Raw genomic sequence first — 23,870 nt, forward strand, 5'->3', positions numbered from 1 at the left:
CTTATAGTCAATAACTGGGATGGATACCGTGCTGCTTCATTCACAAAGGTTGTATGAAAATAAATGAAGTTTGTTGCAAAGAATAACAGTAAATAATAAGGAGGGAGTTTTGATGAAAAAAGCGTTTGGTACATTGCAAAAAGTCGGTAAAGCGCTGATGCTGCCTGTAGCGATTTTACCGGCTGCCGGTATTTTACTGGCTTTAGGAAATGCTTTGCAGAACCCGGCATTGACGGACAAAGTTCCAGCATTAAAAGCTGAGTGGATTACGATGGTTGCTCAGGTGATGGAACAATCTGGCGGCATCGTGTTTGCAAATCTTTCCTTGCTATTTGCAGTCGGGGTTGCTGTTGGTTTAGCAGGTGGAGATGGTGTTGCTGGATTGGCAGCGATTATTGGATATCTTGTAATGAACGTTACAATGAGCGTCATTTTAGGAGTAACTCCTGAAATGATTGGAACAGACCCATCGTATGCGAATGTATTAGGTATTCCGACATTACAAACAGGTGTTTTTGGTGGGATTATTGTCGGTATTTTAGCTGCATACATGTATAACAAATACTTTAACATTGAATTGCCACAATATCTTGGGTTCTTTGCGGGTAAACGCTTTGTTCCAATTATTACAGCGGTATCAGCACTTGTGTTAGGAATTATTATGGTTTTCGTTTGGCCGCCAATTCAACATGGTTTGAACGCGTTTTCGCATAATATGATTGATGCCAATAAGACAGCGGCTGCATTTATTTTCGGTGTCATTGAACGCGCTTTAATTCCGTTTGGCCTTCATCACATTTTTTATTCGCCATTCTGGTTTGAATTCGGTGAGTATATCAATAAAGCAGGCGAAGTGGTACGCGGTGACCAAAAAATCTTCTTTGAGCAATTGAAAGATGGAGTAGAATTAACAGCTGGTACATTTATGACAGGTAAATTCCCGTTTATGATGTTCGGTCTTCCAGCAGCGGCTTTAGCGATTTATCATGAAGCACGTCCAGAAAACAAAAAAGTCGTTGCCGGTATTATGGGTTCAGCGGCATTGACATCTTTCTTAACGGGTATTACTGAACCAATTGAATTCTCATTCTTATTCGTTGCACCAGTTTTGTTTGCGATTCATACGGTTTTTGCAGGGCTTTCATTCATGCTTATGCACATGTTAAATGTTAAAATTGGGATGACATTCTCAGGTGGTGTAATCGACTTCTTATTATTCGGTGTATTGCCAAACCGCACTGATTGGTGGCTTGTTATTCCAGTTGGATTAGTATTTGCTGTTATTTATTACTTTGGCTTCCGCTTTGCGATTCGCAAATGGAACTTAGCAACTCCTGGTCGTGAAGTGATAACAGAGGAAACAACAGAGGCAGCTGCTAGTGCTGGAGATCTTCCGTATGAAGTATTGGCGGCACTGGGTGGAAAAGAGAATATTGCTCACTTAGATGCTTGTATTACACGTTTGCGCGTCTCTGTTAACGATATTAAGAACGTTGACAAAGACCGACTAAAAGCATTAGGTGCTGCGGGTGTTCTTGAAGTAGGAAACAACGTTCAAGCGATTTTCGGTCCTAAATCTGATATTTTAAAAGGACAAATTAAAGATATTATGGAAGGACGCGTTCCAGCAAAAGCAAAAGAGGAGCCGAAAAAATCAACTCCTCAAGTGGAAGACGGAACAGAAGTAATCGTAGCACCATTAAGCGGTGAAGTACTTCCGCTTTCCGAAGTGCCAGATCAAGTGTTTTCACAAAAAATGATGGGTGATGGATTTGCGATTATGCCGACAGAGGGAACAGTCGTATCCCCAGTCGATGGAAAAATTGTTAATGTGTTCCCGACAAAACATGCAATCGGCATTGAATCTACGAATGGACGTGAAATTTTAATTCACTTTGGTATCGATACAGTGAAACTAAACGGCGAGGGATTTGAAGCTCTTGTCGCGCAAGGCGATGAAGTGAAGAAAGGACAGGAATTATTAAAAGTCGATCTCGAGTATGTAAAAAATAATGCACCTTCCATTATTACGCCTATTATCTTTACAAACTTACAGCCGAGTGAGTATGTAAAGATTGAAAAACAAGGAAAAGTTTCTAAGTCTGAAGAGCATATTGTGACAATTGAGAAACAATAACACTGCTTAAAATAGAACAAAGTAGTATGTTTGAGTTAGTTCAATTGTCTTATAAGATACCTATTTGGTATCATGATATAAAAAATATAGATAAAGGAGAATGATTATAATGGCTGAAAAAATCTTTAAAGTAACTGCTGAATCTGGTATTCATGCTCGTCCAGCAACAATGCTTGTGCAAGCGGCAAGCAAATTTGATAGCGACATTAATTTAGAATATAACGGTAAGACAGTAAATTTAAAATCCATTATGGGTGTTATGTCTTTAGGGATTCCTCAAGGTGCGGAAATTAAAATCGTAGCTGAAGGAAGCGATGCAGCAGAAGCTATCGCCTCTTTAACAGAAACTTTAACAAAAGAAGGTTTAGCACAATAATGATGAAAGTACTTGAAGGGATTGCTGCATCAAGCGGTATCGCCATTGCCAAGGCGTACCGCTTAGAAAATCCCGATTTAACCGTTGAGAAGAAAGCTATTGCAAACGTTGCGGAGGAGGTTGCCCGATTTGAAGCGGCAATCACCAAAGCAAAAGCAGAGCTTGAAACGATTAGAGCTCGTGCACTTGAAGAATTAGGGGAAGATAAAGCTGCGATTTTTTCTGCGCACCTTCTTGTTCTAAGCGATCCTGAGTTGTTGAATCCTATTAAAGAAAAAATTGAAACAGAAAGTGTAAATGCAGAATATGCATTGCGCGAAACAGCTAACATGTTTATTACAATGTTTGAATCAATGGATAATGAATATATGAAGGAACGTGCTGCTGATATTCGCGATGTAACGACAAGGGTGCTTGCCCATTTGCTTGGAGTCAGCGTTTCTAATCCGAGTATGATTTCTGAAGAAGTGATTATTATTGCTGAAGACTTAACACCTTCTGATACAGCTCAATTGAACCGTAAATATGTGAAGGGGTTCACAACTGACATCGGGGGGCGCACATCTCATTCAGCGATTATGGCTCGCTCGATGGAAATTCCAGCCGTTGTTGGAACACAGTCAGTTACGGCAGAAATTCAAAATGGTGACCTTGTGATTGTAGATGGTTTGCATGGAAAAGTGATTGTGAATCCATCTGTTGAAGTTGTTGCTGAATATGAGAAAAAGCTTGCTCATTTTGAAGCGCAAAAGGCTGAGTGGGCAAAACTTGTGAATGAACGCACAATAACAAAAGATGGCCATCATGTCGAATTAGCAGCAAACATTGGAACTCCAGATGATGTCAAAGGTGTGCTGGAAAACGGTGCAGAAGGAATCGGTTTATATCGTACAGAATTCCTTTATATGGGACGAGACCACTTACCGACAGAAGAAGAGCAATTTGAAGCATACAAAACCGTATTAGAACGCATGGAAGGAAAACCTGTTGTCGTCCGAACACTTGATATTGGTGGAGATAAAGAGCTTCCATATCTTGATCTTCCAAAAGAAATGAATCCATTCTTAGGATTCCGGGCGATTCGTCTTTGCTTAGAAATGCAAGATATGTTCCGTACGCAGCTTCGTGCTTTGTTGCGAGCAAGCGTGTATGGCAACTTAAAAATTATGTTTCCGATGATTGCAACACTTGATGAATTCCGTCAAGCGAAAGCGATTTTGTTAGAGGAGAAAGCAAAGCTTCAAGCAGAAGGAGTACAAGTGTCTGACAATATCGAAGTTGGTATGATGGTTGAAATTCCAGCTGCTGCTATTTTAGCTGATCAGTTTGCAAAAGAAGTCGATTTCTTTAGTATTGGAACAAACGATTTAATCCAATATACAATGGCAGCTGACCGCATGAATGAAAGAGTTTCGTATTTGTATCAGCCGTATAATCCAGCGATTTTACGTCTTATTAGCAATGTTATTGACGCTGCTCATAAAGAAGGAAAGTGGGCAGGAATGTGCGGTGAAATGGCTGGGGATGCAATAGCAATCCCAATTTTGCTTGGTTTAGGATTGGATGAGTTTAGCATGAGTGCAACTTCGATATTGCGGGCGCGTTCACAGATGAAAAAGCTGTCAAAAGAAGAGGCAGCAAGATTTAAAGAAACCATTTTAAGTATGCGTACAGCTGAAGAAGTAGTTGCGTTTGTCAAGGAAACGTTTCATATTGAATAAACACTAAAACCGGTCAGATGACCGGTTTTAGTTTTATATATTTTTCTACTATTTCCTACGGCGTTAGACGCTCGCCTCCGCTTTTCTTAAATGGATTTCGCCATTCCATTAATACAGCGTGATTTAATGACTCTTCATCTTCTAAATAATTCTCCACGATTTGGACAGGAGTGCGCCCACAGCGAAGTAAAAACGTAATCACAGGGTCTTTTAACTCACCTGCTAGAACTTTTTCAATATATTGATGAGCGGTTAAAGTATGGGCGTGTTTATGATATCCTGGCATCCGTCCGCCACCGAGCAAACGATCAAGATTTAGTTGCACGACAAGCTCATACATCGATTGCATTAACCATTTGCCTAAGCCGAGCTTTCGATATGGTGGAGAAACACAAATGTCAACAACATATAGCGTATTTCCTTGTGGATTATGATTGCGAATATAACCGTTGTCTGTAATTTCTTCCCATGTATGCGCTGGATGTAAAGGATCAAAATCAACAAGTAATCCAGTCATGGAGCCGCAAATACGTCCATCTACTTCTACACATAAAGCCCCTTCTGGAAATAATGTAACATGGTTTGTCAGCTGTTCTTCATTCCACCAAAGCTCAGATGGAAATGGCGGTGGAAAGCTTTCCTGTTGAATGCGGATTAAGTCATGGAAGTCTTCTTTTGTATAGTTGCGAATTATTGCTTTTTTAGGCACATCTCCATCGAAAACATATATTTCTTTTTTGTACAATGTTTTACTCACCTCACTATATATGGTACGTATAGTTATTAGGTTAATAAACATGTTAAAAATATTCAAGTTTACATTCTAACTACACTTTTTTCTGGATTAATAGTTTGAGAATAAAGGAGATGAACGATGAGAGATTTGCTCATCGTTTGGTTTTGTTCCGCTAAAAAGTAAAAGGTGTTGCTTCAACAAACGTTCCTCGAAAATATGTATGAATCGCTCCTTTTTGATACATAATACTATATTCGCGTTTCATTTGATGGCATCCATGTTTGTTCACCTCTTTCGATATTTGTCTTTGTTGCTATAAAATAGAATATTCAGTTTTTAATTATTAATGAGAAAACAATCCTATAGACGATAGTCATGACACACCTTATAATAAATTTTGGCTATTTTCGACAAAAAATGAGATAGTTAACAACAGACTCGAAAGGGGAAGACAGAAAAGTGTTTAAAACGTTGAAAACGAAGTTGATTGTGTTAATGACAGCGTTGCTTGTCATTTCACTCGTCATCACACAAATAGTAGGGGTAGTGGAAACGACAAAGATTATAAAAAAGGATGTAAACAAACGTGCAGCCTCTCTTGTTGACGGATTAGTAGCTGATATTGAAAACGGTTTTGAAAGTGAAGAAAACGGATTACGGCAATTTAGTGAATCGTTGTTTATGCTGCAAATGTTAAAAAATCCTGAGAATAAAGAATGGCCGTCTGTTAATCAAGAATTTCGTACGTTTATAACGAATCATAAAGATGTTCAATTAATCTATGTTGGAACCGAAAATAAAAAAATGTATGCAACACCTGCAGCTCAATTTCCGGCTGATTATGACCCAACATCGCGTCCATGGTATAAAAAAGCAATAGAAAATCCTGGGGAAGTAGTCTGGACAGAGCCCTATGTTGACGTAGTAACAAATAAACATACCGTTACACTTGCAAAAGCAGTGAAAGAAGGAGATCGCATTTTAGGTGTTGTTGGTATTGACATGTCTTTAGATACAGTTGCGAAAATGGTAAACAGCTTAGATGTTGGTTATAAAGGATATCCATTTTTATTTGACCAAAACGGTTTCGGTATTGTTCATCCAGAACTTAAAGGAAAAGATGCGTCTGATCATCCAACTGTAAAGAAAATGTTAGAGAAAGCTTCCGGAGTTATTGAGTATAAAGCCGAAGATGAAAAACGCATTGTACATTTCACTACCATTCCGAAATTAGGCTGGAAAGTCGGGGCAGTTTACAAGGAAAGTGACCTTCTTGCAGTAAGTAAATCAATCACAACAAAAATGTTAGTAATTTCAATTTTTGCAATTATTATTGCGATTATTGTTGTGTATTTATTATCACGTTCTATTGTTAAACCTCTTGTTTCTTTAAAAGAACAGGTTCAAAAAGTTGCGGATGGAGATTTAACTGTACATGTGAGAAGTAAGGCAAAAGATGAAATTGGGCAGCTTTCTAAGCATTTTAACCATATGGTAAGTGAAATGCGCACCCTTATTCATCAAGTCAATGATTCGATTAATGAACTGGCGGCATCGGCCGATCATTTAAGTGCTGTTTCTGAAGAAACGATGGCGACAAGCGAACAAGTAACAGGCGCGATTAACGATATCGCGAAAGGAGCAACTGAACAGGCAAGTGACCTTGATGCGATGAATCATCAAACAGCGGAGTTATCCAAACAGATGGAGACAGTAGCTCAATCTGCAACGGAAATGCACATGTTGTCCAATAACACGAAAGAAGTAAGCTATAATGGTTTGGAAAAACTGAATGAATTGCAAATGAAATCGAATGAGGCGAAAGGAGAGTTACAAGCTGTTGAAAAGGTGATAGGTGATTTAGTGGAAAAAATGAAGAAAATTGATGAAGTGATTCAAACCATTACGGCTATTTCTGCACAAACGAATTTATTAGCACTTAATGCCAGTATTGAAGCGGCGCGCGCAGGAGAGCACGGAAAAGGGTTTGCCGTCGTTGCTGAAGAGGTTCGAAAATTAGCTGAGCAGTCGGCACAAGCGACAGAATTAATTCGTGGAACGATTGCGACAATTCAGCAGCAGGCGGACTTAGCAACGCAAGCTGTTGACCGTTCAAAAGCAATGTATAATGAGCAGCAGGCAGCTGTACAGACAACGGCAGATTCCTTTATGAAAATTGTTTCAGTAATGGAAGAGTTGTCAGCATCGATTTCTCATATTACAAATGAGGTAAAAAGTATGAATGAAAATAAAAACAAAGTGATGGAAGCGATTCAAAGTATTTCGGCTATTTCTGAACAATCAGCAGCTGCAGCTGAGGAAGTTGCTGCTTCTGCTGACGACCAGCTCCGTGCATTAAGCACTGTCACTGAATCTGCAGAAACTCTTAATCAAATGAGCAGACAGCTTCAAGAGTTAATTGAAAGATTTAAAGTGTAAAAACAAAAAACATCTGTTCTCAGTTGGAGAACAGATGTTTTTTGTATAAAAAAAGAAATTTTAAAAAAACTAATAGAAAAGGAGGAAACAATATGCCTGACCGTAGAAGAGATTATCATGAACGTGACGCTCATTTTGATGGAGAATATGAAGGAATTATTAATGATGGACTGGCAAGGGAAGGAGAGGCTATCGGAGTACGCGTCGATATTGCTCCCTTTGAAATTTCACAAAGAAAAAATCCATTTCAGGCACAGCCTGAAGTAGATCTAGAAATGAAACGGTTTCGTTCGCTTATGAAAGGAAAAGAAACGAAATAACTTGTGGGCAAACAGCCAATTCAATAACAGAATTGGTTGTTTTTCTTAGTAAACACATCAATTAAAGGGGAAGGAAATAGAATGATACATATTCCTGATTACATTCAAAAAGAATTATCCATTTTGTTTGTTGGCTTTAATCCGAGTCTTCGTTCCAGTGAAATCGGTCACCATTATGCTAATCCACGAAACCGATTTTGGATGATACTATATCGTTCAGGGCTAACACCACGACTATATAAACCTGAAGAAGACTATAAATTATTAGAATTAGGATATGGGCTTACAAATATTGTTGAACGGCCTACGAAAAGTGCTGCGGATATTACAAAGGAAGAATATAAAGTAGGAAGACAGCTATTGCGTAAAAAAATAGAGATGTACATGCCTAAAATCGTTTGCTTTGTTGGAAAAGAAGTCTATATTCAATATAGTTTAAAAAAACATGTTTTGTGGGGAGTACAACAACCTGCTGTTGTGCCTGGAGTGATTGATTTTGTTGCCCCCTCTTCAAGCGGGCTCGTACGGATGAAACTAGATGAAGTTATTGAGATTTATAAACAGTTAAAAACATTAAAAGATTAGATATCATAATTTTCTAAATTTTGTTATGCAATCTTCTCCATTTTATCATAAAAATATCTTATAATAAGTGTAAGTTATATTACATAAAGTAGGAGTGGAGAAAATGGAACTGAATTTAACTGGAAAAACGGCACTTGTTGTTGCCTCCAGTCAAGGATTAGGTAAAGCCATCGCTGAGCAGCTTGTTCTTGAAGGCGCAAATGTGATGATTACTAGCCGAAGCGAGGAGAAATTAAAAGAAGTAGCCGAACAATTACAATCCTACAATAAAGGAAAAGTTGCCTATGTAAAAGCTGATATTACTAGAAAAGAAGATATTGAAAATTTGATTCAAAAAACAGTAGAAACGTTTCATTCCATTGATTTGCTTGTTAACAATGCAGGTGGACCACCGGCGGGAACGTTTGAAACTATTAGCGATGAGGACTGGTACAAAGCATTTGAACTGAATTTATTAAGTTATATCCGCATCATTCGAGAAGCGTTGCCGCACTTAAAGAAAAATGGTGGAAAGATTATTAATATTGCTTCCTCGTCTATTAAAGAGCCAATTCCTGGGCTTCTTCTTTCCAATACGTTCCGTACAGGCATTGTTGGCTTAACAAAGACGTTAGCACAGGAGTTTGCGCCATATAATATCTTGATTAATACAGTTGCTCCAGGAAGAATCGCAACAGAGCGTGTTGCTTTTCTTGATAAGCTGAATGCCGAAAAGCTTGGTATTACAAAAGAAGAAATGGAAGAAAGAGTGAAAAAGAACATTCCGCTTGGGCGTTATGGAACACCTGAAGAATTTGCCAAAGTTGTTATGTTCCTGCTTTCTGATGCGAATTCCTATATGACGGGACAGTCGTTTATTGTTGATGGGGGAATGGTGAAGGCGATTTGATGAAATGAATGTGCTACTTTCTCTTTTGAGGGAATAAAATGAAATATACATCCTCAAAGAGAAAGGAGCAACAGCTTTGAAAAATAAAGTAGTGGCAGGGGTTTTAGCCATTTTATTAGGTGGTCTTGGCATTCATAAATTTTATTTAGGAAAACTCGGACAGGGGATTCTTTATTTCATATTTGCCTGGACGGGGATACCGAGTATCATCGGCTTGATTGAAGGAATTCTGTATTTAGTCCAATCTGATGAGGAATTCAATCAAAAGTACAATTATTATATGAGAGAGTAGAGCCTTGTAACAAACAAGGCTTTATTTTTATATTAAAATGGAGAAGAAAATTCTTGAAATCATACAATTGGTAGGGGATGGAAATGAACAAGAAAACAATAGGTTTTATCGGTCTTGGAGTAATGGGGAAAAGCATGGCTCGAAATCTATTAAAGGCAGGTTATCCAATCATTGTTTATACACGTACGAAAGAAAAGGCAGGCGATTTACTGAATGAAGGGGCTGTTTGGAAAGAAACGGTTGCTGCTCTTGCTAAAGAAGTGGACGTGATTATTACAATGGTTGGCTATCCACGTGATGTAGAAGAGGTGTACTTTGGAGACAACGGAATTATTGAACATGCCAGAGAAGGTACATATTTGATTGATATGACGACTTCAACACCATCGCTTGCTGAGCGTATTTATGAAGCGGCTAAAGCAAAGAAGATGTATGCATTAGATGCTCCTGTTTCAGGCGGGGACATTGGCGCAAGAGAGGCGCGGTTGGCGATTATGGTTGGGGGAGACGAAGCAGCTTTTCATGAATGTAAACCCATTTTTGAGGTTTTAGGAAAAAATATTGTTTTACAAGGGAAAGCTGGAGCTGGCCAGCATACAAAAATGTGTAATCAAATTGCGATTGCCACCAATATGATTGGTGTGTGTGAAGCGTTAGCCTATGCGAAACGTGCAGGATTAGATCTTGTGAAAGTATTAGAGAGCATTTCCACTGGAGCAGCAGGAAGTTGGTCGTTAAGCAACTTGGCACCGCGGATGATGGCTGGAGATTTTGAACCAGGCTTTTATATTAAGCATTTTATTAAAGATATGAAAATTGCGTTAGAGGAAGCAGAAAGACTTGGGCTACAACTGCCAGGCCTTGAACTTGCCAAATCCATGTATGAGGAACTAGCGGCAAAAGGTGAAGAAAATAGCGGCACACAAGCGCTATATAAAAAGTATCTAGATTAATGCAACCACTTGAAACTGTCTGAAAAAGGGCGATCCCTTTCACTAGAGTGCTGATCGGCAAATCCGTTCAGATACTTGTTAGCACCGTAAATAGTTTAGGGAATTCTTCCTTTAAGCAGACAGTTTTTTATTTGTTGTTTTTTCTAAAAATATTGAATATTTATATAAATGTAGCTATACTAAATCTAACGTATTACATACTAACTAGTCAGTATAAAAAAGGGGGAGAAACGTGAATTTTTCATATTCCGATAAAGTGAATGAACTAAGGAAAAAGTTAAACGCTTTCATGGAAGAATACATTTATCCAAATGAAAAAGTATACGTGGAACAACTGAACGCACAAAAGAGCCGTTGGTCAGCAGTACCGCCTATCATCGAAGAATTAAAAGAAAAAGCGAGAAAAGAAGGATTGTGGAATCTATTTTTACCTGATAGTGAATATGGAGTAGGACTTACGAATTTAGAATATGCTCCTCTTTGTGAAATTATGGGACGATCTTTGATTGCACCCGAAGTATTTAATTGCAGCGCTCCTGACACAGGGAATATGGAAGTGCTTGTTCGCTACGGTACAGAGGAGCAAAAGCGTAAATGGCTTCTGCCGCTGTTAAACGGCGAGATTCGATCATGTTTTTCAATGACAGAGCCTGACGTCGCTTCAAGCGATGCTACAAATATTCAAGCAAGTATTGTTCGTGATGGAGATGAATATGTCATTCACGGGAAAAAATGGTGGTCCTCAGGGGCGGGCGACCCGCGCTGCAAAATCGCGATAGTTATGGGAAAAACAAATCCAGATGCGCCAAAGCATGAGCAGCAATCAATGATTCTTGTCCCACTTGATACACCTGGAGTCAAAATTGAGCGTATGCTCCCTGTGTTCGGCTATGATCATGCGCCACATGGGCATGCGGAAATTACTTATGAGCATGTTCGCGTGCCAAAGGAAAACATCATATGGGAAGAAGGAAAAGGATTTGCCATCGCCCAAGGAAGATTAGGACCGGGAAGAATTCACCATTGCATGCGTCTCATTGGTACGGCTGAACGAGCGCTTGAGTTAATGTGCCAGCGCGTTCAAAAAAGAGAAGCATTTGGGAAAAAGCTTTCCCAGCAAGGAGTTATTCAAGACTGGATTGCCCAGTCACGCATTGAAATTGAGCAAGCCCGTTTATTAACATTGAAGGCTGCTTACATGATGGATACGGTCGGCAATAAAGAAGCGAAAACGGAAATTGCGATGATTAAGGTTGTTGCGCCTAACGTTGCTTTAAAAGTCATTGACAGGGCGATTCAAGCATTTGGAGCGGCAGGAGTCAGCGATGATTTTCCATTGGCAGCCTATTGGGCAAATGCGCGAACATTAAGATTAGCGGATGGACCAGATGAAGTTCATAAGGCGCAAATTGCCAAGCTGGAGCTGCGAAAATATTAGTCTTAAAAGAGGAGGGAGTTTTATGCATGTTCTTGATTTATTTAAGTTAACGGGAAAAACAGCCATTGTCACTGGTGGAGGACGGGGCCTTGGCGAACAAATTGCTGTTGGTTTGGCAGAGGCGGGGGCCAATGTCGTTATCTGTTCGAGAAAAATTGAAGCGTGCGAAGAAGTAAGCGAAAAGCTGAAAAGCCTAGGGATAAGATCCCTTGCATTGAAGTGTGATGTCACTAATCCAGATGATGTCAGTACTGCAGTTCAAAAAACGGTGGATGAATTTGGACAAATCGATATTTTAGTGAATAACAGCGGTGCAACATGGGGGGCACCGACAGAGGAAATGCCGCTTGAAGCATGGCAGAAGGTAATGGATGTAAATGTTACAGGAACGTTTTTAATGAGTCAGGCAATCGGGAAAGTAATGATTGAACAGCGCCGCGGGAAAATTATCAATATTGCCTCCGTTGCGGGGTTAGGTGGGACGAATCCAAAGTTAATGAATACAATTGGCTATAACACAAGCAAAGGGGCAGTCATTACGTTTACAAAAGATTTAGCTGTAAAGTGGGGAGAATATGGAATTAATGTCAACGCAATTGCACCAGGGTTTTTCCCTACGAAAATGTCAAAGGTTATTATTGAACAAGGAAATAAAGCGATTCTCGCAAATACGCCGCTGCGGCGATTTGGTACGGAAAATGATTTAAAAGGTGCCGCAGTCTTTCTCGCTTCAAGTGCTTCCGATTTTGTCACCGGTGCTTTATTGGTTGTTGATGGCGGTACCTCTGCATATTGTTAAAAAGGGAGTGAAAACAACGGTTTATAAGAAAACGTTTTCGCTATATCCAAACACAATTGCTTCTCATTTTGAGATTCCGAATATTACATTGAATGGCATTTTACAGGAATGTGCCGCACAATACGGTGATAAAATAGCGCTGACTTTTTATCATAAGGAAATTAACAAGGTTGTTCCGAGCCGACAAGGATAAAATATGCGTAAGAATGGTCGAAGAAAATTACAACTCACTCATTACAAGCATTCTCTATAATAAAGCAAGCTGTTGATAGGGATGCACCTTTCATTAGAGTAAGGGTTAGTACGGGAAGAAGATCTATTTGAGGAAGCGTTCCAAACCAAGGATATCCGCGAAGGTGTGAACCCATTTATTGAAAAGCGTCAGCCAATATTCCGAAACCGATAGCAAAGGGGGAGTAGCTTATGGGAGGAACGATTCCGGTACGCCAAGGCGAAGAGTTGAACATGGAGAGTCTTTTACGATTTTTGCGTAAATCATTTCCTGATCTTCCACATGAATCACTCGAAATAGAACAATTTTCCGCAGGACATTCGAATTTGACATATTTATTAAGAATAGGAGACTGGGAAGCAGTGTTGCGGCGTCCTCCCCTTGGTCCTGTAGCGCCGAAAGCACACGATATGAAGCGAGAGTATGAATGGCTAACAGAAATTCACCCTATTTTCCCGCTTGCACCAAAACCGCTGCTGTTTTCATCTGATGAGTCTATTATAGGCAGTCCATTTTTTCTTATGGAACTGCGAAAAGGTATTGTACTGGATAGCGAGTTTCCGCCAAATATAGAACCGACACCGGAGATATGTCGAAATATTTCCGAAACAATGGTTGATACGCTTGTTGAACTGCATCGGCTTGATTATAAAAAGACAAAACTAGTTTATATGACGCAGCCGGATGGATTTATGGAAAGGCAAGTACATGGCTGGATTCACCGTTATGAGCGGGCAAAAACAGAAGATATTAGGGAAGTTGAGGCGCTTACAAAGTGGTTGAGTGAACATATTCCTTCATCGTGTGAAGCAACGGTTATTCATTATGATTACAAATTAAACAATGCTCTTTTTGCCTTAGATGATATTTCAAGAATAGTAGGTTTATTTGATTGGGAGATGACAACGGTTGGCGACCCGCTCGTGGACTTGGCCGCGGCGATGAGTTATTGGATTCAAGATAATGACCCAGCTATTTTGAAATTTGGTTTTGGAAAACCTCCTGTTACTGTTTATGAAGGTTTTTACACGCGGAAAGAGTTTATTGAACGTTATGCGGAAAAAAGCGGACGTGATGTTTCAAACATTCATTTTTACCTAACTTTTGCTTATTTTAAATTGGCGGTCATTTGTCAGCAAATCTATTATCGCTACAAGCGGGGGCAAACGAATGATGAACGGTTTAAAAATTTTGATCAATTTGTAAAGTCGCTTGTTCAATATGCTTGGCATCTTATCGAAAAATGAGGTGAAGATATGCAAAAAATTCACCTTATATTGCGCAAGGAAGAGATAGATGAACAGAAAATGAATAATAATAAGATAGCGATTGTGCTCGATGTTTTAATGGCAACATCTATGATTACTGCTGCTATCTCTTTTTCTGCCAAGACAATTATTCCTGTATTAAACGATGCGGAAGCAAAGGAGGTAGCTGTTTCGCTTCCAAAAGGCAGCTATGAATTAGTTGGCGAGCATGAAGGACTAACCATTGAAGGATTTTTACCGCCAGTTCCTCTTATGCTAAAAGAAAAAATGGTTGGTAAAACAGTCGTTTTGTCTACGACGAATGGAACGGTTGCAATCCGAAGATCAGCATCAGCAAAAAAAGTTTATATCGGAAGCTTGCTCAATGGTTCAGCTGTCGCTGAATATGTCAGCGAGCATCATAGCAGTGACACGATTGTTCTCATTTGTTCAGGTTCTTCCGGCCATTTTAGTCTTGAGGATTTTTATGGAGCAGGGTATATTTTGCACCATTTATTAGAAAATGGATTTTTAAAAGAGAGATTATCGGATTCAGCAAAAGCAGCTTTGCTATTTTACGAACGTTATTCACAACAAAAAGAAGGTAAAGAAATTTTAAAGTTATCCCAAGTTGGTCAAATGTTAGCAGCCCACGGCTTTGAGAGGGAAATCGATTACGTTAGCCAACAAGGAATTGCTAATGTTGTGCCCCTATTTCAACCGGAGGGAGAGGTTTACGATGTGAGCAGGGGGAAGTTTTATTTATAAACAATGCCAAATAAATGATATTTTTACACCGGAACGATTAAATGATGAACATAGAATGATTGCTGAGACGGCAAAGCAGTTCGTTTCTCCAGGATTTATTGAGACTCCGTTAACAGAAAAAGGTCTGGAAAATGAAAAGTTTGCAGAAGCGATTCGTCGAAACACAGCACTTCGGAGAGTCGGGAAAACCGAGGAAATCGCTAATGTGATTGCGTTTGTTGCCTCTCCGGAAGCTTCCTATATGACGGGAAGTGATATATTGGCAGCCGGTGGATGGTTAATTATGTAAAGGAATGGAGGGAGTTTATGAAAGCAATCCAGTTTACTGAATATGGCGGGCCAGAAGTACTAAAATTAGTAGAATTAGAGAAGCCGAAGCCTACTGGACGTCAAGTATTAATTGAAATTAAGGCAATTGGCGTAAACTATGCAGATACAGCACGGCGTGAAGGACGATATGTAATACCAACACCATTGCCATTTGTTCCTGGTGCAGAAGTTGCCGGAATTGTTTGTGAAGTTGGTGAAGAAGTTACTTCTGTTCAAATTGGCCAGCGAGTTGTTACGTTACTTGGCTCAAATAACGCAACGGGTTACGCGGAATATACGATCGCAGATGAGCGAGGTTTAATTCGTATTCCGGATGAAATTGACTTTTATCAGGCTGCAGCACTTCCTTTACAAGGGTTAAGCGCATACCATATTTTAAAAACAATGGGACGGCTAGAGAAAGATGAGACAGTGCTTATTCATGCAGCGGCAGGAGGTGTAGGAACAATCGCTGTACAATTAGCGAAAATTTTCGGAGCAGGAAAAATTATTGCAACAGCGAGTACCAACGAGAAGCTGGAAGTTGCCAAAAGATATGGTGCTGATATATTAGTTAATTACACAAAAAAAGACTGGGTGAATGAAGTATTAGCACATACGGACGGGCTGGGGGTAGATGTTGCGCTTGAGATGGCGGGAGGAGAAATCTTTCATCAAACGCTATCTTGCTTAGCGCCATTTGGCAGGCTTATTATTTATGGTGTGGCCAGCGGTCAATTGACGAAAATGACTCCTTCGGCTTTGATGGCAAAAAACTTGTCTGTCATCGGTTTCTTCCTTCCTCAAATTATGAGAAAACGGCAATTATATCAATCAAGTCTTCAAGAATTGCTTTCTTATGTTCAAACAGGGGTATTAAAGTTAAATATTGGCGGCATTTATCCGCTTGAAGAAGCGGTAAACGTTCATCAACTATTGCAGGGGCGAAAAACCATCGGAAAACTGATTCTTGTACCAAATGAATAATTGGTATCGGTTTATCAAAAAATAAAGTCGCGCTTTCAATTAGTTCAAGGAGTGTGACTTTATTATGGCAAAGCGGACGAAAAAAAACGATCCACAGCAAAAAAATAAAAAAGGCTTTGATTCGAGTGCTATTGACTCAGAGTTCAGCCACGAATTTGGCAGTGCGGCCACAAATAAAATTCATAAAGATAAAGCAAAAAAAGAAAAAGCATCGAAGAATGATGGAGAATATAAAGGATAATATAGTCAAGGCTGACATATAAGTGTCTGACCTTATCCACAATACATCATATATCATGCACTTATATTGTGGTGTAGGGTCTGACACTTTGCTTTAAAGTCAGCCTCGTTTTTTCGTCATTTAGAGATCGTCTTGATATATCGTTCGAGTCGATCTAACCCTTTTTCTAATGTTTCAAGAGAATAGGCGTAGGAAAGGCGCACATAACCTTCGCCGTATTTGGAAAAGGCGCTTCCCGGGACAACCGCAACTCCCTCCTGCTTGACTAAGTCAAGAGCGAAATCAAAGGAAGTTTTGCCAAATTTTTTTATGGAAGGGAACATATAAAATGCACCTGTCGGTTTTTCAACCTCAAGTCCCATTTCGATTAACCGTTTGTATACATAATCGAGCCTTTTTTGATATTGCTTACGCATATAATCGGCATCGTTAAATCCCGTTGTCAACGCTTCAAAGGCCGCTTTTTGGGAAATGGACGATGTACAGGAAACGCTATATTGATGCACTTTTAACATATGGGTGGCCAAAAATGCCGGAGCAAACAAAAAGCCGATGCGCCATCCGGTCATTGAGTGTGATTTGCTTAAACCGTTAATGACTATCGTTTTCTCACGCAGCCACTTAGCAATCGATTGGTGCGTACCCGCATAAACAAGTTCGCTGTAAATTTCGTCAGATAAAATCCAAATCGGCTTGTCTTTTAATAAATTGACAAGCTCTAGAATCTCTTGTTCAGATAGTGTCACTCCTGTTGGATTAGACGGATATGGCAATACGATACAGCGAGTATTCTCATTAATAAATGGCTCTATCAAGCCGGCTGTGAGGCGAAACCCGTTTTCACGCGTATCGACATAAACGGGTTTTGCTCCACACATTTTTATAATCGGTTCATATCCAGGATAAACGGGACCAGGCAAAATGACTTCGACACCTTCTTCTAAAATCGTCCGGAAGGCAATATCAATCGCTTGACTTGCTCCGACGGTCACAATCACTTCCTGCTCAAAATCGTATGTAAGACCATATTTTTTCTGGACAAATTCACATGCTGCTTTTCGCAGTTCAAGAAAGCCGGCATTATGAGTATAAGTCGTAAAATTGTCAGCAATCGCTCGACTGCCAGCTTCTTTCACGTGTTCAGGAGTTGGAAAGTCAGGTTGACCAATTGTTAAAGAAATAAGGTTAGGAGAGTTAGCGACCATATTGAAAAATTTACGAATCCCAGAGATTTCAATGTCTTTTACACGCGAATTAACGAGATGTTCCACAATTTGTTCATCCTTCCATTGTCATTTATAGTGTATATTTTACAATGTTTCGGTTCATTGTCACTAGTGAAAAAGAAAATGAAAAGTGAGTGTCTCCTTCTTAGTTTATTTGAAGAAGCCACTCACTTTATTGTTGCTGTGGAGCAGAGATAACAGGTTTCACATTCCATCATCGATTCTCGGCCCCTACATATTGCGAATATATTGCTGTTATTTCCATAAATCGTTTTTTGTCCTTATTATCAATCGCATCGTTAACTAACATCTCAAGGCGTTGTTTATTGAAGCGGTAGCACATTTCATCTAAAAACAGCTGTGCTTCTAGCTGAAGAGTAAACCATTGCTCAGGGGATAAACCAAAGGTTGCAATCTGCTTTTTTGAGTTTTTTACAAGTTTATAGCGTTTTTTATGCGTTTTCATGCTGATTCCCCCGTTGGCTTTGTCTGCAAGTATCCATATTTTTCGAGCAATTTATTGTACTGAGATGATAATTCAAAGAATAATGATTTATTTCCGGCTATTAAAGACTCGTCAATTTGTTCCATCAGTTTGTTCTTTTGGTATTGGAAAATGGATTGCTCAATAATAAGTTGAGCTACATGTTCGTAGCCGTTAGGCTCTTCCTTTTTAACAAAGACGATCATGCCTTCATGAGGATATTGTTTTTCATACATTGGTCATTCCTCCTTTTCGGGAAAGTTCCCCTTTTTTATATTATCGTTGTTTTTTGTATAAAAGTAAAGAATATTTAGATAAATCTGAACAAGGAAATTTTTGTGAAAATGAAGGGTGTTTTCATGTTGCTTCTGATCATAAATTAGGTAACGTATAATAATAAAAAACGGTGCGGAGGGAGTGCCATGAAACAATCTGCAATAGGACTTGTTGAATATCATTGTTGGGCAACGAAAAAAATATTGAGCTATTTGCAAGTGTTACCGCGCAATGTTTTGACATTGCCAATCAACAATGTATTTCCTAATATTGAGTCTGTTCTTGTACATATGTTGGCAGTTGATGAACTTTGGCTTGAGCGTATGAAAGGAAATGAACAAAGTGAGATCGAAGAAAAATATGGTTGGCCCGTTAAACAGTTTATATTAGCATATGATCGATTTTTAGAGGATTTACGAAACTTTGTCAGTCATGCGGGAGATGTGAATGCTGTTGTCTCATATATGAACGGTAAAGGAGAAAAAGGGACTAATACGATATTAGAGATTATTTATCATATCGTTAATCAAGGGGCATATCATCGTGGAAATATTTCTGTAATGTTACATCAAGCGGGATATGATTCAATTGCCACAGACTATATACACTTTTTAAAAGAAAATGAATAAGTGCCTGATTTTACGTGCATCTCAACTATAGTTCATTTGCTTTTGTTGGAGAAGGAATATGCTGATTCATATCGAAATTAAATGAAAGAAACGTAGCATTATAACAATGCCTATTTTTAAAATAGAAATAATTCATAGAAAAGGGAAGGGAATATGATTATACGTTTACTGACGAATGCAGATCGGCCGAAAGTGCAGGAGTTTTTTAAAAAGCAATGGGGAAGTCCACAAATGGTTATTTCTACAGGAGTTTACCATTGTGACGAGATAGATGGATGCGCCGTGTTCGATGATAATGGTGAAATCATCGGATTGCTTACATATGTAAAGCGCGGAGAAGAGTGGGAAATTATTTCTTTAGACAGCGTTATTGAAAATAAAGGAATTGGCAGTTTATTATTACAATTTTTTGAGAAAAAAGTGAAAGAGGATGGTGGAATAATCATTAAGTTAATTACAACGAATGATAATTTGCGAGCGTTGCAATTTTATCAAAAGAGAGGATATACAATTGCTGGAATTATTGTAAATGCGGTAGAAAAGGCGCGGACGATAAAACCGCAAATTCCTTTTGTTGCTGAAAATGGAATTCCGATTCGTGATGAAATTCTACTGCAAAAAGAATTATAGTGTAATGGGGGAACGATACACTACTCAAGCCGTCTTAACAAAAGAACAATAGTCGAAATTACTTTGCCGCTTTGCAAAAAATAAAAGGGAGCTGGCTTTCTCTGCATGAACTCATTGCCTTCGAGAGAGCCGTCCCTTTTTTATTTTTCAGCTAGTTTTTTCGAATGCCGTTGAAAAAGATCATAAACGTCTTTTCAAGAAGTTCTTTTAGTGGTGGCGAAGCAGTATTTGTGCACCAATAATACAATGTTCCGAAATAAACGTGTGAAAAGGTAGATGCGATGATATCTGTAGGCAAATCATCGCGAAATTCTCCCGATGCTTGCCCTTGAGCAAATAAAGGAGAAAATGTATTCATAAGCATTTGCGTATAATTGTTTTCATTTTTTTGTTTTCCATTTCCAGTGATGGAAATATGAAAAAAGGATTTCGTGAATTCTTGACCTAATTCTTCGGTTATGCTTGCCAACTTCCTTAACAATGTATAAAACTGATCGGTTAAACTGCTAGTGGTGGAAAGATGCTGGATTTCCGTCTCAATTAAGCGTATATGCCAATCGTTAATCGCATATAAAATTTCTTCTTTTGTGCGAAAGTAATTAAAAAACGTCCCTTTTGCCAAACCGGCGCTTTCTGTAATTTGCATAATGGTTGTTTGGTGATAGCCTTGAGATTTAAATAATTCTAGTGCTTTTTGCTGTAATAATCCCCTTATTTTTTCCTTGTGTTTCTGTCTATTCATTTAAGACCCCCAAAGTCAATAGACTATATTTCCTATTATAATGGTTTTTTATGTTAAAAGAAAACTGTTTTTCAAGAAAAGGTAAATTTATGTAAAAAATATTAGGAGGTAGGAGTGGTAGCGTGTATTAAAGAATAAATATATACAAAGGAGGAATTTAATAAATGGGAGAATGGAACCAGACGAATTCTTCAATGTACTCTAAGTCCTTATGGAAATTGTATTTTTCGTTACCAATCCTGTCTTGGGCATTATATGACTTTGCTAATACGATTTTTTCCTCAAATATTATTACAATCTTTTTTCCTTTTTATTTACAGGAAGTATTGGCAAGCAATTCAAAAATGAATCAGATCGCGAGTACATTTATCTCATATACAAATTCCATATCAAGTTTGCTGCTTGTTATTTTTTCCCCGCTCTATGGTGTACTGATTGATCGATCCGGAAGAAAAAAGCGGTATATTATGGCTTTTACATTAGTTACAATAGTTGCGACTATTTTTATGGGAATATTTGCTTCCTGGAATACAGCAAATACTATTTTTAAATTGCCGTTATCCATTTTTCTTGTTCTCTCTCTTTTTGTTGTTGCAAAATTTTGCTACCATTCCAGTCTCGTTTTTTACGATGTGATGATTGCGGATTTAGGAACAAAAGAATCTTTGCCTTATATTTCTGGTTTTGGTGTCGCAGTAGGCTATATAGGCACGCTTGTCGGTTTAACCGTTTATCCCTTCGTCGGGGAAGCAGGATTTCATCGTGCGTTTATTCCAACAGCAATATTGTTTTTGCTATTTTCGCTTCCGTTGTTCTTAGTTTTTAAGGAAAAGGAACATCAGACAGTGTCACAACGAATCCCGTTTATTAGTGGGTATAGGGAAATAATGACAACATTTAAAGAAATGAAAACGTATAAAGCGATTTTTCTATTTATGGTTACGTACTTTTTTATTAATGATGCTATCGCCACAGCAGTAACAATGATGGCTGTTTACGCCAAAACAATCACTGACTTTACAGCAGGACAGTTTATCATTTTATATTTGGTATCAACTATTTCGAGTATTGTCGGTTCTTTTGCGTTTGGATATGTTACGAAAAAGATTGGAGCTCCACGTGCAGTCGTTGTGGTCAGTGCTCTTCTCATCATTGCTTTATGTATTGCTGCTGCTTCTATTTATCAATTCATGATTTGGATAGCAGGTTGTTTATTTGGTATAGCTCTTGGAGCGATATGGGTTGTGTCCCGTACGCTGATCGTCGAACTTACGCCTCCGGAAAAAAGAGGGCAGTTTTTTGGCTTGTTTGCTTTTTCAGGAAAGGTTTCATCAATTGTCGGTCCGCTGCTATACGGTAGCATTACATGGTTATTGTCTGATTATGGGGATATTGCAAGTCGAGTTGCGTTAGGTTCATTAATTGTTCTTGTTGCAATCGGTCTTTTTATACATCGGCGTTTGTTTGCCGTCCTAAATCATCAAGAGACAACGATTGCAAATTAATTGTGCTGTAACTCAGACAAACCGTACTGTCATATACATGAAAAAGAATGATTGCAGGAAAGGAAGAGATAATATGGCAAGAACGGTTTGGGGTGTTGACTCAGCGGCAAGAGTAACAGAACAATTATTTTACTGTGTAAAAAATGAGTTTGGTTATCCAAAGTTCTGGGGGCGTTATTTAACAGATGTTCCGAATGTTTCTGATGGGTTGACGAAAGAGGAAATCACGTTAATTCGAAATTACGGTGTGAAAATATTACCGATTTATAATGCGTTTCGCGAAGCAGTTGGTTATAGCAATGGCCAAGTGGTAGCGCGCAATGCTGTATTCCATGCCCGCCGACTTGGAATTCCGAAAAATAAGGCACTATTTGCTAATATTGAAGATTATTTTCCAGTCGATGAAGAGTGGATTCGTGCTTGGGTGGAGACGCTTTACACAACTGGCTATCGTCCTGGAATCTATGCTGACCCAACGAAAGGTGATTTTGCGCAAGCGTATTGTGAAGCTGTAAAAAATAATAATCAAGTTGCTGTACAAACAATGATTTGGAGTTCTGCTCCTCGTCCCGGTACAACAAAAGAACAAAGGGCACCGAGATATAATCCGGCTGCACCAAACTGCAAAGCGAATGTATGGGCGTGGCAATATGGGCGCGATGCAGAAGCTTGTTCTATTGATACCAATCTTGCAGATCGTCGCTTATTGGAATTTTTATATTAAGAGGCTGCTTCATCTCAATCTCTCAATGACAATCTATAAAGATAAATCGGCTAGAGGATAGCCTCTTTTACATATTGTTATTTTTAAACTTTCAAATTGATAGCCTGACCAATATAATAAAGGTAGATTACTTTTATGAGGGAAGGGCGTATTTTATTTATGGACCAACAAAAAGGGATTTTGCTCGAAAGCGGCACAAATGAATTGGAAATTGTTGAATTTGAAGTTGGCAATAACAAGTTTGGAATCAATGTCATTAAAGTAAAAGAAATTATTAACCCGCTTCCTGTAACAAAGGTCCCTCATTCGCATCATTATATTGAGGGAATTATCGAGTTGCGTGGTGAAGTTCTTCCGGTTGTCGATGTAGCTAAGGCTCTTAGTTTCCCGCCTTCTGATCATCCAGCGGGTGATAAGTTTATTGTAACGGAGTTTAATCAACAAAAAATTGTGTTTCATGTACATGCTGTGACGCAAATTCATCGCATTTCTTGGAAGCAAATTGAAAAGCCTTCACAAATGTATCAAGGTCTTGAAAGCCAAATTATTGGTGTCGTTAAATTAAATGGCCAAATGATTCTTTTATTAGACTTTGAAAAAATGATTTTCGATATTAATCCGGAATCTGGAATTAATGTTAGCCAAGTAAAAAAATTAGGGCAGCGTGAGCGGTCCAATAAAAAGCTTGTTGTGGCAGAAGATTCTCCGTTACTAAGAAAATTACTGCATGATACTTTGATCGAAGCAGGATATGAGCATGTCGAATTTTTTGAAAATGGGGAAGACGCGCTTCGCTATTTGCAATCCATCGTTGAAACAGGGAGAAGTATTGAGAGCGATGTTCAGCTTGTTATAACGGATATCGAAATGCCGCAAATGGATGGCCATCATTTAACAAAACGCATTCGCGAAGACGACCGTTTAAACAAACTTCCAGTGATTATTTTTTCGTCGTTAATCACAGATGATTTGCGCCATAGAGGAGACATGGTTGGAGCAACTGCTCAAGTAAGCAAACCAGAAATCGGTGAGCTTGTTAAAACGATTGATGAGAATATTTTATAGAAGAAAATCGAGAGGCTGACCACTTTGGTCTTACCCCTGTCAAGTAGACAGAATAAAAGAAAGTCTATGCAACCTTTCTCCGATATTCCACCGGAGAAAGGTTGTTCAATTTCTTCTGGA

General features: G+C 38.8%; 27 protein-coding genes and 1 pseudogene. 22 read left to right on the forward strand and 6 right to left on the reverse strand.

What is annotated here, in order from left to right; genetic code table 11:
- Positions 1–112: 112 nt before the first annotated feature.
- The 3 genes from ptsG to ptsP all read left to right on the forward strand — a co-directional run bounded on the left by ptsG (position 113) and on the right by ptsP (position 4,234).
- Positions 113–2,137: a glucose-specific PTS transporter subunit IIBC gene (gene ptsG, locus HNQ85_RS14900; protein WP_281363476.1), complete on the forward strand. Its 2,025-nt coding sequence runs from the start codon at positions 113–115 to the stop codon at positions 2,135–2,137.
- A 109-nt stretch (positions 2,138–2,246) separates the two neighbouring features.
- A complete protein-coding gene (locus tag HNQ85_RS14905; protein WP_181538517.1) occupies positions 2,247–2,513 on the forward strand; it encodes a phosphocarrier protein HPr in 267 nt (88 codons plus the stop codon).
- Positions 2,513–4,234 carry a phosphoenolpyruvate--protein phosphotransferase gene (gene ptsP / locus HNQ85_RS14910; protein WP_181538518.1) on the forward strand — a complete coding sequence of 574 codons (1,722 nt, stop codon included), beginning with the start codon at positions 2,513–2,515 and terminating at the stop codon, positions 4,232–4,234. The genes HNQ85_RS14905 and ptsP overlap by 1 nt, the downstream gene beginning before the upstream one ends.
- A 55-nt stretch (positions 4,235–4,289) precedes the next feature.
- On the opposite strand, the gene HNQ85_RS14915 is transcribed toward ptsP, so the two are convergent.
- Together HNQ85_RS14915 and HNQ85_RS14920 are read right to left on the reverse strand one after the other, a co-directional pair.
- Positions 4,290–4,979 carry a GNAT family N-acetyltransferase gene (locus HNQ85_RS14915; protein ID WP_181538519.1) on the reverse strand — a complete coding sequence of 230 codons (690 nt, stop codon included), beginning with the start codon at positions 4,977–4,979 and terminating at the stop codon, positions 4,290–4,292.
- Positions 4,980–5,142: 163 nt separating this feature from the next.
- Entirely contained in the window at positions 5,143–5,259 is a 117-nt protein-coding gene (locus HNQ85_RS14920) for a DUF5370 family protein (RefSeq protein ID WP_409994143.1), read from the reverse strand.
- Positions 5,260–5,429: 170 nt separating this feature from the next.
- On the opposite strand from HNQ85_RS14920, the gene HNQ85_RS14925 reads away from it, so the two are divergent.
- The 14 genes and pseudogenes from HNQ85_RS14925 to HNQ85_RS14990 all read left to right on the forward strand — a co-directional run bounded on the left by HNQ85_RS14925 (position 5,430) and on the right by HNQ85_RS14990 (position 16,469).
- Positions 5,430–7,409 carry a methyl-accepting chemotaxis protein gene (locus HNQ85_RS14925; protein ID WP_181538521.1) on the forward strand — a complete coding sequence of 660 codons (1,980 nt, stop codon included), beginning with the start codon at positions 5,430–5,432 and terminating at the stop codon, positions 7,407–7,409.
- 92 nt (positions 7,410–7,501) lie between these two features.
- Complete coding sequence (locus HNQ85_RS14930; RefSeq protein WP_181538522.1) at positions 7,502–7,729, forward strand: hypothetical protein; 228 nt, start codon at positions 7,502–7,504, stop codon at positions 7,727–7,729.
- An 81-nt stretch (positions 7,730–7,810) separates the two neighbouring features.
- On the forward strand, positions 7,811–8,314 hold the full coding sequence (locus HNQ85_RS14935; protein WP_181538523.1) for a mismatch-specific DNA-glycosylase: 504 nt from the start codon (positions 7,811–7,813) through the stop codon (positions 8,312–8,314).
- A gap of 103 nt (positions 8,315–8,417) precedes the next feature.
- A complete protein-coding gene (locus HNQ85_RS14940; protein WP_181538524.1) occupies positions 8,418–9,203 on the forward strand; it encodes an SDR family oxidoreductase in 786 nt (261 codons plus the stop codon).
- A 76-nt stretch (positions 9,204–9,279) separates the two neighbouring features.
- A complete protein-coding gene (locus HNQ85_RS14945) occupies positions 9,280–9,495 on the forward strand; it encodes a TM2 domain-containing protein (protein ID WP_181538525.1) in 216 nt (71 codons plus the stop codon).
- Between the two features lie 83 nt (positions 9,496–9,578).
- Entirely contained in the window at positions 9,579–10,448 is an 870-nt protein-coding gene (locus HNQ85_RS14950; RefSeq protein ID WP_409994144.1) for an NAD(P)-dependent oxidoreductase, read from the forward strand.
- Positions 10,449–10,680: 232 nt separating this feature from the next.
- Positions 10,681–11,886, forward strand: coding sequence for an acyl-CoA dehydrogenase family protein (locus HNQ85_RS14955; protein WP_181538527.1), 1,206 nt, complete (start codon positions 10,681–10,683; stop codon positions 11,884–11,886).
- A gap of 22 nt (positions 11,887–11,908) precedes the next feature.
- Entirely contained in the window at positions 11,909–12,685 is a 777-nt protein-coding gene (locus HNQ85_RS14960; protein WP_181538528.1) for an SDR family oxidoreductase, read from the forward strand.
- Positions 12,657–12,878: a hypothetical protein gene (locus HNQ85_RS14965; RefSeq protein WP_220129252.1), complete on the forward strand. Its 222-nt coding sequence runs from the start codon at positions 12,657–12,659 to the stop codon at positions 12,876–12,878. The genes HNQ85_RS14960 and HNQ85_RS14965 overlap by 29 nt, the downstream gene beginning before the upstream one ends.
- A 230-nt stretch (positions 12,879–13,108) precedes the next feature.
- Positions 13,109–14,164, forward strand: a complete 1,056-nt coding sequence (locus tag HNQ85_RS14970; RefSeq protein WP_181538530.1) for a phosphotransferase family protein — start codon at positions 13,109–13,111, stop codon at positions 14,162–14,164.
- 9 nt (positions 14,165–14,173) lie between these two features.
- On the forward strand, positions 14,174–14,932 hold the full coding sequence (locus HNQ85_RS14975; protein ID WP_181538531.1) for a 2-phosphosulfolactate phosphatase: 759 nt from the start codon (positions 14,174–14,176) through the stop codon (positions 14,930–14,932).
- A gap of 82 nt (positions 14,933–15,014) precedes the next feature.
- A pseudogene (locus tag HNQ85_RS14980) lies at positions 15,015–15,221 on the forward strand (SDR family oxidoreductase); the annotation flags it as partial.
- A gap of 17 nt (positions 15,222–15,238) precedes the next feature.
- A complete protein-coding gene (locus tag HNQ85_RS14985; RefSeq protein ID WP_181538533.1) occupies positions 15,239–16,228 on the forward strand; it encodes a quinone oxidoreductase family protein in 990 nt (329 codons plus the stop codon).
- 64 nt (positions 16,229–16,292) lie between these two features.
- Positions 16,293–16,469 carry a hypothetical protein gene (locus tag HNQ85_RS14990; RefSeq protein ID WP_181538534.1) on the forward strand — a complete coding sequence of 59 codons (177 nt, stop codon included), beginning with the start codon at positions 16,293–16,295 and terminating at the stop codon, positions 16,467–16,469.
- Between the two features lie 116 nt (positions 16,470–16,585).
- Here the strand turns inward: HNQ85_RS14990 and HNQ85_RS14995 are convergent, their stop codons facing one another.
- The 3 genes from HNQ85_RS14995 to HNQ85_RS15005 all read right to left on the reverse strand — a co-directional run bounded on the left by HNQ85_RS14995 (position 16,586) and on the right by HNQ85_RS15005 (position 18,415).
- Entirely contained in the window at positions 16,586–17,740 is a 1,155-nt protein-coding gene (locus HNQ85_RS14995) for an aminotransferase A (RefSeq protein WP_181538535.1), read from the reverse strand.
- 169 nt (positions 17,741–17,909) lie between these two features.
- Positions 17,910–18,161, reverse strand: coding sequence for an IDEAL domain-containing protein (locus HNQ85_RS15000; RefSeq protein WP_181538536.1), 252 nt, complete (start codon positions 18,159–18,161; stop codon positions 17,910–17,912).
- Positions 18,158–18,415, reverse strand: coding sequence for an IDEAL domain-containing protein (locus tag HNQ85_RS15005; protein ID WP_181538537.1), 258 nt, complete (start codon positions 18,413–18,415; stop codon positions 18,158–18,160). The genes HNQ85_RS15000 and HNQ85_RS15005 overlap by 4 nt, the downstream gene beginning before the upstream one ends.
- A gap of 186 nt (positions 18,416–18,601) precedes the next feature.
- Between HNQ85_RS15005 and HNQ85_RS15010 the strand changes: the two genes are divergently transcribed.
- Positions 18,602–19,084 (forward strand): DinB family protein, encoded by a 483-nt coding sequence (locus tag HNQ85_RS15010; protein WP_181538538.1) that lies wholly within the window; start codon positions 18,602–18,604, stop codon positions 19,082–19,084.
- A 153-nt stretch (positions 19,085–19,237) separates the two neighbouring features.
- Positions 19,238–19,714, forward strand: coding sequence for a GNAT family N-acetyltransferase (locus HNQ85_RS15015; protein WP_181538539.1), 477 nt, complete (start codon positions 19,238–19,240; stop codon positions 19,712–19,714).
- 151 nt (positions 19,715–19,865) lie between these two features.
- Here the strand turns inward: HNQ85_RS15015 and HNQ85_RS15020 are convergent, their stop codons facing one another.
- Positions 19,866–20,456, reverse strand: a complete 591-nt coding sequence (locus HNQ85_RS15020; protein WP_181538540.1) for a TetR/AcrR family transcriptional regulator — start codon at positions 20,454–20,456, stop codon at positions 19,866–19,868.
- A 164-nt stretch (positions 20,457–20,620) separates the two neighbouring features.
- Here HNQ85_RS15020 and HNQ85_RS15025 point away from each other — a divergent pair, with 164 nt between their 5' ends.
- The 3 genes from HNQ85_RS15025 to HNQ85_RS15035 all read left to right on the forward strand — a co-directional run bounded on the left by HNQ85_RS15025 (position 20,621) and on the right by HNQ85_RS15035 (position 23,750).
- Positions 20,621–21,961, forward strand: a complete 1,341-nt coding sequence (locus HNQ85_RS15025; RefSeq protein WP_181538541.1) for an MFS transporter — start codon at positions 20,621–20,623, stop codon at positions 21,959–21,961.
- A gap of 73 nt (positions 21,962–22,034) precedes the next feature.
- On the forward strand, positions 22,035–22,685 hold the full coding sequence (locus HNQ85_RS15030) for a glycoside hydrolase domain-containing protein (protein ID WP_181538542.1): 651 nt from the start codon (positions 22,035–22,037) through the stop codon (positions 22,683–22,685).
- A 159-nt stretch (positions 22,686–22,844) separates the two neighbouring features.
- On the forward strand, positions 22,845–23,750 hold the full coding sequence (locus tag HNQ85_RS15035) for a chemotaxis protein (RefSeq protein WP_181538548.1): 906 nt from the start codon (positions 22,845–22,847) through the stop codon (positions 23,748–23,750).
- Positions 23,751–23,870: the final 120 nt, after the last annotated feature.

It is taken from the genome of [Anoxybacillus] calidus (assembly GCF_013760845.1).
GTDB lineage: Bacteria > Bacillota > Bacilli > Bacillales > Anoxybacillaceae > Paranoxybacillus > Paranoxybacillus calidus.

What these genes read in the sequence shown, in the direction of transcription:
- HNQ85_RS15005 (WP_181538537.1), bottom strand. Translation starts at nt 18,415, where the DNA reads ATGTATGAAAAACAATATCCTCATGAAGGCATGATCGTCTTTGTTAAA.
- HNQ85_RS14905 (WP_181538517.1), top strand. Translation starts at nt 2,247, where the DNA reads ATGGCTGAAAAAATCTTTAAAGTAACTGCTGAATCTGGTATTCATGCT.
- HNQ85_RS15020 (WP_181538540.1), bottom strand. Translation starts at nt 20,456, where the DNA reads ATGAATAGACAGAAACACAAGGAAAAAATAAGGGGATTATTACAGCAA.
- HNQ85_RS14930 (WP_181538522.1), top strand. Translation starts at nt 7,502, where the DNA reads ATGCCTGACCGTAGAAGAGATTATCATGAACGTGACGCTCATTTTGAT.
- HNQ85_RS15030 (WP_181538542.1), top strand. Translation starts at nt 22,035, where the DNA reads ATGGCAAGAACGGTTTGGGGTGTTGACTCAGCGGCAAGAGTAACAGAA.
- HNQ85_RS15035 (WP_181538548.1), top strand. Translation starts at nt 22,845, where the DNA reads ATGGACCAACAAAAAGGGATTTTGCTCGAAAGCGGCACAAATGAATTG.
- HNQ85_RS15000 (WP_181538536.1), bottom strand. Translation starts at nt 18,161, where the DNA reads ATGAAAACGCATAAAAAACGCTATAAACTTGTAAAAAACTCAAAAAAG.
- HNQ85_RS14975 (WP_181538531.1), top strand. Translation starts at nt 14,174, where the DNA reads ATGCAAAAAATTCACCTTATATTGCGCAAGGAAGAGATAGATGAACAG.
- HNQ85_RS14985 (WP_181538533.1), top strand. Translation starts at nt 15,239, where the DNA reads ATGAAAGCAATCCAGTTTACTGAATATGGCGGGCCAGAAGTACTAAAA.
- HNQ85_RS14970 (WP_181538530.1), top strand. Translation starts at nt 13,109, where the DNA reads ATGGGAGGAACGATTCCGGTACGCCAAGGCGAAGAGTTGAACATGGAG.
- HNQ85_RS15010 (WP_181538538.1), top strand. Translation starts at nt 18,602, where the DNA reads ATGAAACAATCTGCAATAGGACTTGTTGAATATCATTGTTGGGCAACG.
- HNQ85_RS14960 (WP_181538528.1), top strand. Translation starts at nt 11,909, where the DNA reads ATGCATGTTCTTGATTTATTTAAGTTAACGGGAAAAACAGCCATTGTC.
- HNQ85_RS14940 (WP_181538524.1), top strand. Translation starts at nt 8,418, where the DNA reads ATGGAACTGAATTTAACTGGAAAAACGGCACTTGTTGTTGCCTCCAGT.
- HNQ85_RS15015 (WP_181538539.1), top strand. Translation starts at nt 19,238, where the DNA reads ATGATTATACGTTTACTGACGAATGCAGATCGGCCGAAAGTGCAGGAG.
- HNQ85_RS14935 (WP_181538523.1), top strand. Translation starts at nt 7,811, where the DNA reads ATGATACATATTCCTGATTACATTCAAAAAGAATTATCCATTTTGTTT.
- HNQ85_RS15025 (WP_181538541.1), top strand. Translation starts at nt 20,621, where the DNA reads ATGGGAGAATGGAACCAGACGAATTCTTCAATGTACTCTAAGTCCTTA.
- HNQ85_RS14990 (WP_181538534.1), top strand. Translation starts at nt 16,293, where the DNA reads ATGGCAAAGCGGACGAAAAAAAACGATCCACAGCAAAAAAATAAAAAA.
- HNQ85_RS14950 (WP_409994144.1), top strand. Translation starts at nt 9,579, where the DNA reads ATGAACAAGAAAACAATAGGTTTTATCGGTCTTGGAGTAATGGGGAAA.
- ptsP (WP_181538518.1), top strand. Translation starts at nt 2,513, where the DNA reads ATGATGAAAGTACTTGAAGGGATTGCTGCATCAAGCGGTATCGCCATT.
- ptsG (WP_281363476.1), top strand. Translation starts at nt 113, where the DNA reads ATGAAAAAAGCGTTTGGTACATTGCAAAAAGTCGGTAAAGCGCTGATG.